This is a genomic window from Prevotella conceptionensis 9403948, from assembly GCF_000312305.1.
Classification (GTDB): Bacteria; Bacteroidota; Bacteroidia; order Bacteroidales; family Bacteroidaceae; genus Prevotella; species Prevotella conceptionensis.
In genome coordinates this window covers 98,999-113,079 of the sequence record NZ_HE999443.1, presented here as the reverse complement: position 1 = coordinate 113,079, position 14,081 = coordinate 98,999, and the positions used below count along the sequence as shown (strand labels likewise).

The 14,081-nt window shown below is 47.1% G+C and carries 8 protein-coding genes; 5 read left to right on the top strand and 3 right to left on the bottom strand.

The features are described from left to right. The first annotated feature begins 73 nt into the window (after positions 1-73). From BN93_RS00365 to BN93_RS00360, 3 genes are all read left to right on the top strand, one after another. Complete coding sequence (locus BN93_RS00365; protein ID WP_019186370.1) at positions 74-3,091, top strand: endo-beta-N-acetylglucosaminidase; 3,018 nt, start codon at positions 74-76, stop codon at positions 3,089-3,091. An 889-nt stretch (positions 3,092-3,980) separates the two neighbouring features. Further along, the gene (locus BN93_RS17845) at positions 3,981-4,154 is read left to right on the top strand and encodes a hypothetical protein (protein WP_168166888.1); all 174 of its coding nucleotides are present in this window, start codon (positions 3,981-3,983) and stop codon (positions 4,152-4,154) included. A gap of 302 nt (positions 4,155-4,456) precedes the next feature. Then, positions 4,457-6,025, top strand: a complete 1,569-nt coding sequence (locus BN93_RS00360) for a hypothetical protein (RefSeq protein ID WP_044259285.1) — start codon at positions 4,457-4,459, stop codon at positions 6,023-6,025. Positions 6,026-6,467: 442 nt separating this feature from the next. Here the strand turns inward: BN93_RS00360 and BN93_RS00355 are convergent, their stop codons facing one another. After that, positions 6,468-8,531: a protein-disulfide reductase DsbD family protein gene (locus BN93_RS00355; RefSeq protein ID WP_044259283.1), complete on the bottom strand. Its 2,064-nt coding sequence runs from the start codon at positions 8,529-8,531 to the stop codon at positions 6,468-6,470. A 90-nt stretch (positions 8,532-8,621) separates the two neighbouring features. Further along, entirely contained in the window at positions 8,622-9,911 is a 1,290-nt protein-coding gene (locus BN93_RS00350) for an L-cysteine desulfidase family protein (RefSeq protein ID WP_019186365.1), read from the bottom strand. 556 nt (positions 9,912-10,467) lie between these two features. On the opposite strand from BN93_RS00350, the gene BN93_RS00340 reads away from it, so the two are divergent. Continuing rightward, a complete protein-coding gene (locus BN93_RS00340; protein ID WP_019186363.1) occupies positions 10,468-11,784 on the top strand; it encodes a Fic family protein in 1,317 nt (438 codons plus the stop codon). A gap of 751 nt (positions 11,785-12,535) precedes the next feature. Here BN93_RS00340 and BN93_RS17250 read toward each other — a convergent pair. Then, positions 12,536-12,682: a hypothetical protein gene (locus tag BN93_RS17250; protein WP_019186362.1), complete on the bottom strand. Its 147-nt coding sequence runs from the start codon at positions 12,680-12,682 to the stop codon at positions 12,536-12,538. Between the two features lie 885 nt (positions 12,683-13,567). Here BN93_RS17250 and BN93_RS00335 point away from each other — a divergent pair. Beyond that, a partial coding sequence (locus BN93_RS00335; protein WP_044259281.1) for a carboxypeptidase-like regulatory domain-containing protein occupies positions 13,568-14,081 on the top strand: 514 nt, incomplete at its 3' end.

Below are 14,081 nucleotides of genomic sequence, written 5' to 3'. Positions count from 1 at the left end.
CCCTTTCTTATTTCAGCCTTGCATGCTATCCGCAATGTATGCACACTAATAACATTTTAAAAACATCACATAAATGAAACGAAACCATGTATTAGCATCGTTGACCTTAGCCGCGCTTTTGGCTTCATCGCCCAGTAGTGGCTTTGCACGGCAGCTGTCAAAAACTGCCTCGACAGACATTTACGATTTCTCCAAGTTTGATGAGAAACTCTTGCTCGACCTTTTTGTAACAGCCCAAGAGAATGGACGCAAATATCCCACTGTGGCCGAATTGAAAGCGGCTGGCATTTACGAGGAACTGCAATTTGTGCGCTCGCATGTGGCCAAGCGAAAGCTTATTGACAATGCCGACCGACTTATACCCAGCACTTATGCCGAACGCGAACTGTTTCTTAACCTGCCAATGGCCGTGGGTAAAGGTATTGGCGGCTATCCTTCGAAGAGTTTTGCCAGCGACAACTTCTCATTCTGGAATTACACCAACCTATGGGGCTCGTGGAACCATTCCTTGTTTCAAGCTCCCGGGGCGTGGGCCGATGCAGCCCATAAAAATGGTACCGACATCCTTAGCGGAATGAAGTTCTTCGACAGCAAGAGCGGAAATCCACGCGCATGGATTGCATTGTTGAGCCAGAAAAAGTCAGACCAAACCTACAAATATGCCCAACCTCTCATTAACTTGTTGCGCTATCTGGGTATGGACGGCATTAACTACAACTGGGAGGCAATGGGCTACAGCAATGGGGATGTAGTGAACTTCCATCGCGAACTATATGCAATAGCCCAAAAGGAAGGTTTCGACAACTTTCACATTATGATTTACACCGTCAATTCTACCTTAGGCAGTTGGGATGCCCCCGCACTTTTCGGCTCTAATGGCAAGCGCACGGCCGAATTGATGCTTAATTATTCGGGGTCGGGCTTTACTTATAACATGCGCCAGTCGGTGATGATGGCCGAGTCGGTGATGAAAACTAGCAAAGGCCTTTATGCCGGGGGATGGCTGGTTGGCATGGATAAGAACTGGAGCCACTTGTCGAACGACGAAGTTACCAAACGTTGCGGCATTGCCCTTTGGGGCGAACACGACCAAAGCCGGTTCTGGTCGTATAACTCAGGGAAAGGGCCACACGACCTGATGAGCAATTACCAAATGTTGCTCGAACGAGCCTTCTCTGGCGGTTATCGCAATCCTGCTAAACGTCCTGCCGTGGCCGACCAAGGCAATAACCTGCGTTGGAGCGGTTCAACACCGCCCTTGTCTACCTTTGCTGGCCTGGCCACGTGGATTCCTGAACGTTCTGCCATTGGCGGAAACCTGCCGTTTGCCACCTACTTCAACCTTGGCAACGGCGAGCGTTATTGCTATAAGGGGAAGAAAACGGGCGGAGCATGGTACAACATGGCCAATCAAGACATCGTGCCTACGTATAGATGGTTGGTTTACGAAGGTGGCTCTACTAATGTAAGCACCGCAGTACAGCCAGAATTTACCAATACCGACGCGTACATGGGTGGCTCGTGCCTAATGCTTACAGGCAAACAGGCGGCTGCGCAGACAGATGTGGTGCTTTACAAAACAGCCATACAGGGCACCAAAGGAAACATTTACGCCAGCGTTGCCATAAAGAATGGCAAGGGTGCAGAGCAGGCTTCTAATCTCTACTTGCTGGTGCGCGTTAAGGGCAACCCTGCGTGGAAAGAGTTTGCCGTGGGAGATGTTGCCACCAAGCAATGGGAAGAGAAACGCATCCCACTTACTGGCATTAATTCGGGCGATGTAATAGACCGAATTGGCTTACGCGTGAAGAATAGCGACGCTAACTATAAAATGTATGTGGGCAAGCTTCTCCTTGCCGACGACTTTAAGGCTGAACCTAAACCTGTTGAAGACTTTACCGTTCAGGTTAAAGAAGAAACAAAGAAAAGTTTATCGGTGAAGGCTGCATGGACAATTGCTGGCGAAGACGGACAACGCGTGCTAACGAATGCAGATGCAAACATCGACCACTTTGAGTTGCTGTATAAAAATGGTGAAAAAGGTAAGGCTAGCGAGATTGCACGCACAACGCAATGGGCAACGTTTGTAGGCGACATCGAGCTGCCTAACGCAGGCGATGCACCCTTCGTTGGGGTAAGAGCGGTTAGTACCGACCTGAAAACCTATTCGCCCGTTGTTTGGCAGCCTATTACAAGAGCAAAGCAAGAATTGTTACCCGACTTGCCCGAAGAAGATTATGGCACTGTTGAACTGGATATGGCAGCAGACGGGGTGGCAACTGCTCAGAAAGTGAGATTCCTGACTGTGGTTAAAACAGAAGGTGGTTTACAAGACATTGAATACAATGCCAGCAAACCTGTTGGTGGAAAAAACTATGTTGATGCAACACATCTTGTATGGCGAGTGAAACAAGGCCAGACCGTAAAAATAAAGTTTAAAGGATACGAGGCCACCAGTTATGCCGACAACACCACAGACGACTTGCGCTATTGTTTGGGTAAAGGTTGGTTAGACCTTAATGGCGACCATGTTTTCAACGGCGACCTTCTGGCCGACAATCCCAATGAAGGCGAATGTTTGTTCAATGTGGGTAAGTATAAGAGTTCTACGATATATAACGTACAGGCATTGCAAGAAAAAACGTTCACCATACCCAAGGATGCTCGCGTGGGTAGAAGCCGTTTGCGCATTGTTTTCTCCGACGCTTGGTTTGAAGGGGCATTGCAGCCTGTGGGTAAGTTTAACAAAGGCTTTGCCATCGACCTTGGCGTAATGATAGAGGGTACTAATACCTCGCGGTCAGATAAGTCGGGCAATTGGGATGAGGGACAGGCCGAACAGCCCGAAGGACTTGATATAACCAATAGCATTACCAATGCCGCAGCAGAAGTTTCCACCTTGCAGATAGACGGTCAACGCATGGAATTTGGCCATGTTGAACAGGCATGGATATTTGCAGTAGATGGTACATTGGTTAACACCTTGCATAAGCCAAGTTCGTTTGACGTCAGTATGCTACACAAGGGAGTTTATCTTGTGAAGATGAAGAACAAGAACATTGTTCGTGTAGAGAAAGTAACGATTAAGTAGGCTTACTGCTCCTTGTATAAGCATCGTGTAGTTTTTGCTTTCACCCTGTTGTCTTCTGTATGGAAACGACAGGGTGATTTCCTTTCTGATAATGGCTTGCCTTATATGTTTATGAATTCTTGAGTTTGTAAGCCGATGAGTTGATGTACTTGGGAGTTGTTGGGTTTTCGTGAGATTATAAGCCAGTGAGTTGATTTGCCAGGCACTTCGTACATGAAAGGAGTGCTTATCTTGTATTGGCATCACAAAGATAATAAACTCCTCCCAACATATAGAAACATTAAAAGTCAAGACAGTTTTTTTCATCTATTTACAAGAGGATGTGGATGTAACGCTTGATTATTCTAGGCGTAGCCCAAATCATGAACAACATCCGCATTGTAAGTAGCTAACAATAGCTTACAGTATTGGCATGGCTGTCGACAGCATCTTTTAGACCAGTTAAGGATGGCGTGTTTGGTTAATGGAGAATTATCAATCAATTGAGGAATATCAATTAAACAAGCGCGAGAATAAGAAAAGAGTGCCATTTCTTGTATGTTTTATCCTTTTCTCATAACTTTGCACCGCAGTTTAACATAATTTAGTGGAGAGTTGTGAATCTTATTAGCATTCTCTTACAATGAGCAAGTGCGTAGACAGAGTGTGGAACATGTCTGTTCTTTCACTCATAACATCTCATCTCATTTTAAATCAGATGTGTTGTTGGCGCACAAGCAGCGCGATGTAAATCATCTCGGATGATTTTTTAGAACATATACAAAGGATAACTTTGCGTGCCCCCTATTAAAGTAAGTTTTTACAACGAGCCCATTGTTCATTTTCCACCGCCTTCTCTGTAAGCTGGCGAAAGATGAGACAGGTAATTAATCATTAGAATAAGCCGATTATGAAACAAGAAGTATTTAGGAAACAAGCGTATCTATGCCCAAGAGTTGAGATTGTAGGTGTAGAAATGGAGAACCTGATGCAACAAGCAAGCGGGAACCATAAACCTATCGGACAAGGAGGAAACTATGGCGACGCTAAGCAAGGACTCTTCATGGACGAAGACGAAGAATAGGCAGTGTGCTTCGGAGTATTATTACAAGATTGAACGAAAGGAAGTATAAGTAAACCCAAGCTTTGGGTAGATTTACTTCAAAAACCATTGTTTTTTGGGGTGCATGCGCTTTTCGAGCCTGTTATTTCACTTGCTTTTAAGGCCATGAGTGGCGAGAACGGTAGGCATGCCAACTCGTTAACCCATTAACTAGACTGCAACTAGACGGGCTTTCACGCTCGTTAGTCCTCGTATGGCTAAGAAGAAATCAGCGTTAACGCGATTTCCTCTCGCCATTCTACCAAACAGTATAACAACAGGAAATGAAATACAGACATTTACTACATGCTGCATTGCTGTTAACAGTAACAGCCTTTGCAAGCTGCGCCAATGAAGACGTGGCGCAAGACGAGAATAAACAGGGCCAAAACGCCACAAACGCACCTGTGGTGACGTTTACAAGCGAGCGTAACATGGCTCAAGTAAGTCCTACTTCGCGCACCACAATTAAGCATGCCCTAGGACAAGGAGCAACTCCCTATTGGTCGACAGGCGATAAAATCTGGGTAAAAGACACTAACGGTGACTTTAAACAGAGCAATGATGGTACGTTTAATTCTGCCATGACAGATGGTGTGTTCCCTGTTTCGGGAACATTTGCTAACGGTTGTACCGTGCATTACACCGGTTCTAATGGTACTTCCGGCGACAAGGTGACAATTGCCGCTAAACAAAATCAAACAGCCGCCAACGATTTTAGTCATGCCGGGTCATCGGGCGACTGCGGTGTTGCTACGGCATCAGGCAATGGCAATTCTTTTAAGTTTAAGCTAAACCACAAGGCAAGCTATCTCTGTTTCTTGCCCCGTACAACAAATGCTTTCGTAAAACGAAGTAAACTTACTAGCATCGAGGTGGTGGCCGAAAGCGACATTGCAGGAACGTTCGACTTCTCTAACGGTTCGTTGAGTGCCCTACCCGTGGCAAATGGCTCAAAGAAGATAACACTTGTAACAGGCAATGGTTTCGATCTCACCAACGAAAACACAAGCCTTGCCACCAATGGCGCCTATGTGGTTATCCCTCCTGGAACGCATCACCTCACTGTTCGTTACTGGCTCGAGAACATGGTGGACAATCCAAATGGTAGAATTGTAGGAACTGTAACCAAGTACATTGACATTACTTGCGAAGCTGGCAAGATATACGACATTACAGCCAACCTTAACCCTGCGGACGTGTCGGGCGAGTACTTCATGTGGGACGCAAAGAAACATTATTGGTATAATAGGGAAAGCAGCCAACCAAAGGTTAGCGGCGCATCAACCACAAATTTCCCAAAAAGTCAAGCAGACTCTCCTGATAGTTGGTTTAACTCACCTGCGGGCGGTGCTAACTGGGCTTCAAACAGCGCAACTCAATGCGCCTCGGTGAACCAAGTAATATGGTATGTGCAAAAAGGAGCCCCACACTGGGATGCTGCTGAGCTATGGACCTTGTTCGGACATCTTTATAAGGGTGGAATGTGGTTGAAGAAACAAGACGTTATCGCACGAGAGAACCATACGACTACTCAGAATATGTACGCAAGTTACAATGGTATTGATTATCGTCAGTCCACTGCCACATTCGCGGATTACTCTTTCATTAACAACAATATAGTTAAAGAACGTCCTACTAAGTCTGAGATATCTGATTACTTCTACCTCCCAGCCAAAGGCTTCTATGTAGAAGGAAAGATGCAGTTCATTACTTACCTTGGCTATTACTGGTCGGCCACTTGTCTGAAAGCTGATGCGCAACGTGCATTCAGCTTAACGTTCAATCCAAGTTCAATCTCTCTTGGAAGCAACTTCCGTTTCAGCGGCTTTGCCGTAGACCTGAAATGGTAACGGGAAGAAGGTTATTCGATAAGGTATTTCTATAATGAATGTCGATATTCTTTGTGGAATTGCCCGTTAAAGAGACACATTAGCAAAAAGAACACATACAAAGCATTGTCGCCTACCTCCGAGTGAGATAGGCGACAATCTTTTTTTTGTGGATTGGCCGTAATGTTCGCCCACTTTGCATTAGTGTACGCTCGGATATACTGCAATCTCTGTTGCAGAACGGCTCTAATGGCAAGGAGAACTTCAAGCCTTCCCTCGCGCGCACGTATATATATATAAGGAGTGGCGCGGGAAAATAAGTCCTGATCGTGGGCTGGAAACAATGGTTAACTTGGACGTAAGCCGTGAAGTTGGCTATAAATGCGATAGGGAGAACGATTTAGTTGTCGTTCTCCCTATCGGTATTAAAGCCGCAACGTGCCGGTTTTACACCCGCAACAGCCTATTTCTTCTTAAAGTTATCTAGTCCTTGGTTCAGGAAATCCATGTAATGCGCGATGTCCTCGTCGTAACTATACGACCTAGCCAGCGGTTTTCCTGCGTTGTCGATGGCCACATAGAAGGGCTGAGCGTTAGCTCCGAACTTGCTACGTTGCAGATAACTCCACTTGTCGCCGATGGTGCGGAGCGTTCGTTTCTGTCCGTTCTCGGTTACTTCTACGGGTTCGGGCAGCGGTTTCTTGTCGTCAACGTATAGCGAAATCAGCACATACTCCTTCGTAAGCTTGTCTGCCACCTGCGGGTCTGTCCACACGGCGGCCTCCATCTTACGGCAATTTACGCAGCCAAAGCCCGTAAAGTCGATAAGCACCGGCTTGCCTTGTGCGGCAGCGGCGGCCATTCCTTCTTCGTAACTGTCGTATTGCGCGCGCACTTCGTTATGGTATAGGTTAAAGTCCTGCGTGTTCATAGGTGGCGCAAAGGCGCTAACAGCCTTGCAAGGAGCACCCCAAAGGCCTGGTATCATGTAAACGGCGAAGGCGAACGACACCAAACCGAGCATCACGCAGGGTACGGGCATAGCCTCGGAACTTCCTTGGTCGCTGGCGAATTTCAAACGTCCGATGAGGTAAAGGCCGAGCATGAAGAACAGCGCAATCCATATCGAGAGGAACACTTCGCGGTCTAGCAAGTGCCATCCATAAGCCAAGTCGGCCACAGAGAAGAACTTTAAGGCGAACGCCAGCTCGATAAAGCCCAGCACAACCTTGATGATGTTCATCCAGCTACCCGACTTCGGCGCTTTTTTCAGCCACGTTGGGAAGAGGGCAAACAGCGTAAAAGGCAGGGCCAATGCCACTGCAAAGCCTAACATTCCTATGCCAGGACCCATGATGCTGCCCGATGTAGACACCTGAACGAGCAAGAAACCAATGATGGGACCCGTGCAAGAGAACGACACCAGCGAAAGGGTGAAGGCCATAAGGAAGATGCTGAGCACGCCACTGGTAGACGATGCCTTGCTGTCTACGGCGTTACCCCACTTGTCGGGCAGGCGTATTTCGAACCATCCGAAGAACGAAAGGGCGAAAACAACAAGCAACAAGCAGAAGAAGATGTTGAAAACGGCATTCGTTGACAACGAGTTGAGGGCCGAAGGACCAAAGGCGGCGGTGACCGCCAAGCCCAATGCCACGTAGATAACGATGATGCTCACGCCATAAGTGAGGGCATCGCGAATGCCCTTTGCCTTATTTTGTGAGCGTTTGAGAAAAAAACTTACCGTCATGGGGATAATGGGCCACACGCAAGGGGTGAAAAGTGCGAGCAGTCCGCCGATGAAACCCATAGCAAAGATGTACAGCATAGAGTTGTCCTGTTTGCCTTGGTCGCCGTTATAGGCTTGCAATTCGGCCACAACGGGTGCCCAAAGTCCGTCTTGCTCCACATTGTTTCCGCCCCCGTTAACGGCAGCAGCGGCTGTTTTGGCGGTATCGGTCGTTGCATTATTAGCGTTGGCGGCAGCCAGAGCAGCCAGCGAGTCGGCCTTTTCTTTGGCCAGTTGTGCAGGCGTTTTGGTTTCTTTCGCCTCGGGAGCGTTGGCCGGACCATTGCCCTTAAAGTCGAATTCCACCTGTGTTGGCGGCAAGCAGTTTTGGTCGTTGCATGCTCCGTATTCCAGATAACCTTTTATGCGATAGGTTTTTCCGGTTATTTTGTATTTCTGCACAAAGGTAACAGCATTTTCAAAGTAGCGCAACTTCATCTCAAACAGCTTGTCGTAGTTGCTAATCTCCTTGCCTTTGGCTTGCAGTTTACCTGCTGCTTGTGCACCTTCTGCCTTCTCTGTGGTAATGGTTGCCGAAATCGGGCCACCACTAGGCAGGCCTGTTGAGTAGACATGCCAGCCATTATCAATCTTTGCAGTGAAGATAACGTCCACCTCGGTGGGCGAAACCTGTTTCTGCTGTACGCTTACATGTACGGGGTTTTGCATCTGTGCCGATGCCCCCAACGCGAAGACGGCAAGTAAAGCCGTCAGTAAGGCCAATCTAATTTTCTTCATATTTGGTGGGGTTTTGATTTTGTTGTTATTTTAGTTGACGAGTTTACAAGTTAACGAGTTGACCAGTAAACAGGTCGACAAGTTTTCTAGTTAACACGATTTGTGTGTCATAATGTCTAGCACATACTTATCTGTTTCGTCCATTCCTCGACTTCCAATGGCGGCTAGGTTTCGTATCGAAAGGTCCACATCGTCGTCGATAATGCCCTCAACAGATGTAACATACTTGTGTTGCATGGCCAACATCGCGCTCAGCACGGCCGTACTAACGCCCGACGAGAGTTTCAATGCGCACGAAGGCTTGGCTCCATCGCATATCATACCCGTTAGGTTGGCAATCATATTCTTTACCGAATAGCATATCTGCTCAAACGTTCCGCCCATCAGGTAGGTTATTCCGCAGCTGCTTCCCGTGCTGGCCACCACGCATCCGCACAGGGCCGACAGCGTTCCGAGGTGCTGTTTGATGTATATGGCCGTCAGGTTGCTAATAATTAGCGCCCTGATAAGCTCCTCTTCGGTATTGTGGTTTTCGCGTGCGAACGTTGTTACGGGCACCGTTGTGCAAATTCCTTGGTTGCCGCTGCCGCTGTTACTCATCACCGGAACCATCGCTCCTGCCATACGCGCATCGCATGCACCGCCGGTTGCCGAGAGAATGTGCGCAAACATGCTGTCGCCCAGCACGCCACGACCCAGCGGACTGCACATCGTTTTGCCCAATTGGTGGCCATAATTGTCCTCCAATCCGCAGCGCGAGGCATTCTCGTTAAGCTTTTTAGCCTCAAGAATAAAGCGCAATTCGTCCAGAGGCGACTCCGTTGCAAACTCGTACACCTTGCGCATAGACAGTTCCACGTCTGTTTTGGCCACCGTTTCTGCGCTACAAGCGGCCTTGTCTAGCAGCACCTTGTCGTTTTTGCGCAGGTAAACAAAGTTGGTATGCGACCCCTTGATGCGAGCCTCGGCCACTTCGTCGCCGCAGGTGCAGGTAATGTTGATAAAGAGTTTGTCTTTGTCTTCCTCCTCCAACTTAATGTCGATGCGGTTTTCGGCAATCAGCTTCTTACCCTGTTTAACGCTCTCGGGCGTACAACCTTTAAGGACTTCCAGTTGTTTTTCGCTGTCGCCGATAAGAACGCCCAAGGCGATGGCGATAGGCAAGCCAATCATCCCCGTGCCAGGGATACCCACGCCCATAGCGTTTTTAAGTACGTTGGCACTCAGTCGCACGTCAATTCTTTCGGGCATTTGTGCCAAAAGTTCCTTAGCCTTCGCCGCGCATAGTGCAACAGCGATAGGCTCAGTACATCCAATGGCAGGCACCACCTGCCGATGTATAAGCTCAAGAATGGCTTTCCTGTCGTTTTCTGATAGCATGGTAAGTTTGTCGGTTGTTTTTGTTTACGGTGTTGTAGAATAATTTGATGCTTTTATTTAGCCGTGGACTAGTTGCCCGCAGCCAGCGATTTGTTTGCCATGCCCTCCTTCATTTTGTGCAAAATCTATGCCTAAACACACCACTCGCACAAGAGGAACACTAACGCATGCAAAGTTAGTAGAATTTACTTAAAACAATCAACCAACCGAATATTTTTTTATAGAAATGCAAAAGCAAGCCCTAAAAGGGCTATTTTTTAACATTCCAACATGTTTTAGCCCACATCTCGCGGTCTTTTTAACTGGCGAAAACAGTCTAATGTTTTTCCGCTTACCATCCCATTCGTACCATCAAGTTTGCCACGCAGGCAAAAACTTGCCCCACGCCCCACCATTTGCCTATATAATAAGGTGTACCCTTTCGGCCAAATCGCCGCATTCCTTGTGCCCAACCATCGCCTTTTAGTTTGTCAGCAAACGCTCCAATTCTTTCCAATCCTTGCGATATTGGAAAGAATTGCATAACTTTGTAATGACGTTTAAAGGCAAATAGACTATGGGCAAAATAGAATTACCACCGCAAGCGAGCCTCAAAGACTGTGTAAAAGCTTTGCTCGAAGTGCAAGACAAAGGCCTTATCGCCCTTGTTGAGAAGATAAACGAGGAGTACGAATATTGGGACACGGCGAAGTATAAGCCGCTACCCAAGGGCTGTACGCCCCAAAAGCTGTGGCTCTACACCAAAGCATCGCGCCTGCGAAACAAGCTGTGCGTATGGCCCAGCTATGCCATTACGCTAAGTCTTACAAGCCACATGCAACGTATATGCCACGAGTTCGACATGGATTTTGGCGGTACGTGGATGGCCGACGACAAGCTGCCGCCCGAAACAAACGAACGTTATTTGGTGAGTTCGCTCATGGAAGAGGCCATCTCGTCAAGTCAGATGGAGGGTGCCAACACCACGCGCCGTGTGGCAAAAGAAATGCTACGTAAGCAAACAAGGCCCAAAGACAAGGCGCAACAGATGATTGCCAACAACTATCAAACCATACAATTTATTGTGCAGAGCAAGGACAAGCCGCTTACCCCGGAGCTTTTGCAACACGTGCACAGGCTGATGACGGAGAAGACACTGAGCAACGATGAGGACGCGGGCAGGTTTAGAACCAATGATGAGGTGGTAGTGGCAGATGGTATAACGCACGAAGTGGTGCATCGGCCGCCCTCTCACCAGGATATAGAACCCTTTGTTGCCCAGTTATGTAGCTTTTTCAACGACGAAGAGCAGTCTGTTTTCATCCACCCGCTGATAAGGGGCATTATCATTCATTTCATGTTGGCCTACGTTCACCCCTTTGTCGATGGCAATGGGCGCACAGCACGTGCCTTGTTTTATTGGTACTTGCTGAGGCGTGGCTATTGGCTCACGCAATATTTGTCTATTTCGCGCGTGATAGCACGTTCAAAAACGGCCTACGAAAAGGCCTTCCTTTACACCGAGGCCGATGAAAACGACATGGGCTACTTCGTTGCTTACAACATGCGTGTGTTGCAACAAGCGTTCCGCGAGTTGCAAACCTACATCAAACGAAAGCAGAAAGAGCACCTTGCCGCCAACACTTACCTGCGACTGGGCGACATCAACGAGCGGCAGGCGCAAATAATACAGCTGCTTGTAGATAATCCCAAGGCGGTGCTTACCATTAAAGAGTTGCAAAATAGGTTCTTGGTTACGCCTACAACCGCTAAAACCGACATCATGGCCCTTGTTAGCCGCGGGCTTGTCAGCGAGTTTGCGTTTAACAAAGTGAAAAAGGGATATGTGCGAAGTGAGGGTTTTGAAGAGGTGATAAAACAACTAAATGCTTGACATACCCTGTTCTACGCTGCTGGCCGTTATGCACTAATGCCAGTGGCTGCATGTGTTTCACAATGCGCAAAGTGCTTGTTCCCCAATCAAAAAGTGCTTATTCCCCCATCAAAAAAGGCTAAACCCAACTGCCTCTCGGTCATCAACAAACGTTCCAATCCTTTCCAATTCTATCCAAATTGGAAAGGATTGGAACGTTTTTGTGGCAGAGTTACCGCGCGCCTATCCCCATCCTTGCGGTGCAAAACACAGCATATTGTTGGGGTTTGCCCATATTTGATGGCAAGGACAACTAAGTCCTAAAAGTTTGAATGCCTGAAACAAATGGGCATTTCTCATCACTTATACTTCGTTTATAGTCAAATAGAATGGGATTTGGAAAGCCAAACAGAACTGGATTTGCAAAGCGATAGATATACCGTAAACAAACCAAAGTGTTCCTTTACCCTGCGTAGGGGTATGTTGATGCCACGCTATGCGCATCTGCACATCTGCTAACAACCATTTTCCAGAAACAATTCTGTTTGGCCAACAAATGGAAAAAACCGCAAACCCATCCCTGCATCGGCCGCCAACTAAAACCATTCTGTTTGGCTAACAAATGGAAAACCTCACCAACTTACCAAACCAAAAAGTTAAAAGCAGTGCGATTGTTTTACAAAACACACCCTGTCCGCCAGCCCATTCTAGCAAAAATAAAGCCCATTTAGTAGGCAATTAGCCACTATTTGCAGCCTTACGGCTCTCGGTTTTAGTCCGTTTTTAAGAAAACAGCCTGCATTTTGCACCATTTTAGCTTTCTAGATGGTTGCCCACTCGCTATTTTTTCGTGCCCAAAAACCTGCTTTTTGCCACTAAAAAGCCACCAAACAATGGTTATTTTGCCCTTTTCAGCCATGATTTTAATGTCTCGAAAGGATTATATTTATGCCATTTACGGCGTATCTTTATGCTTTTTACCTCGCATTTAGCACCAAAATGCACTGCATTTTGCACCAAAACACCTTGCGTTTAGCATCAAAACGCATTGCGTTTAGCACCAAAACGCGTTGCATTTAGCACCAAAACGCACTGCAATTAGCACCAAAACGCGTTGCGTTTAGCGGCATATTGCAGAAAACATAGCAGTAAACACCTAGAAAACGGGTGCAAATGGCAGTTACCTGTAATAAATATTCATTTTGCCCCATCCACAGATCAGCCCTTAGTTGCATCAAAACAAACCCTCGCGAGAATCGATTTTTTGCGACCGAGTGAGCTGTTGGTGGATAAAAAGGGCACTCTTTGTGTTAAATTCCATACTGAAAAGTGGACAAAACAAAATAAATCCGCGAGAGATAGAGCAGTTGACGAGTTAACGAGAGGCTTTTCAGTTAACGAGTTGACAGGTTAACAAGTTAACAAGATGTTAGTTGACGAGTTGAGAAGTTAACGAATTGACCGGTTTACAAGTTAATTGGCGAAGCCATTTTTTCACCTTTTCACCTTTTCACCCTTTCACTTTTTCACTTTTAAAGGGCGCAGCCATCTTTTCACCTTTTCACCCTTTCACCTTTTAAAGGGCGCAGCCATCTTTTCACCTTTTCACCTTTTCACCCTTTCACTTTTGCACCTCTTTTCCCAACTTCTAGGTATTGCGCACATCACAACAAAGCCGTAACTTCGCATTAACAAATCTAAAGGCGAGCTCTAAAACTTTTCGAGGAACGATAAGAACCCCGACAGGGTGAATTATATTTAAGCGGAAGGTTTACAGAACATGCCTTTTAAAAAACGATGTAAAATGAAAAAGAAAAGAACAGTAAGAAAACAATTCTTTAAAATGATGTTCGCACTATGCGCAACATTCGCCCTAAGCATTCCCATCGGCGTGCGGGCAGAAAACGAAGTGAAAGAAAAAACGGATGCCAACATAAAAGGCAGCGTGGTAGACAGCAAGACACAGCAGCCCTTGTCGCACGCCAGCGTACTGGTTGTAGGCACGGTGATAACCACCACTACCGATGCCGATGGTCATTACTCGCTGAAAAACCTGCCCGTGGGAAAGGTGAAAATCGAGGTACGCTCTGCGGGGTACCGCGCCCTTAGACAGGAGGTTACCACCGAAAGAAACTATACCACCGAGACGAACTTTGAGTTAGCACCCGACGAAATTGCGCTAGACGAGGTGGTTGTTTCGGCCAATCGCAGCCTAACGCTTAGGCGCGAGTCGCCCGTTATCGTGAATGTTCTGGACACGAAGCTGTTCGAGTCTACCCATTCAACGACATTGGTGCAAGGACTTAACTTCCAACCGG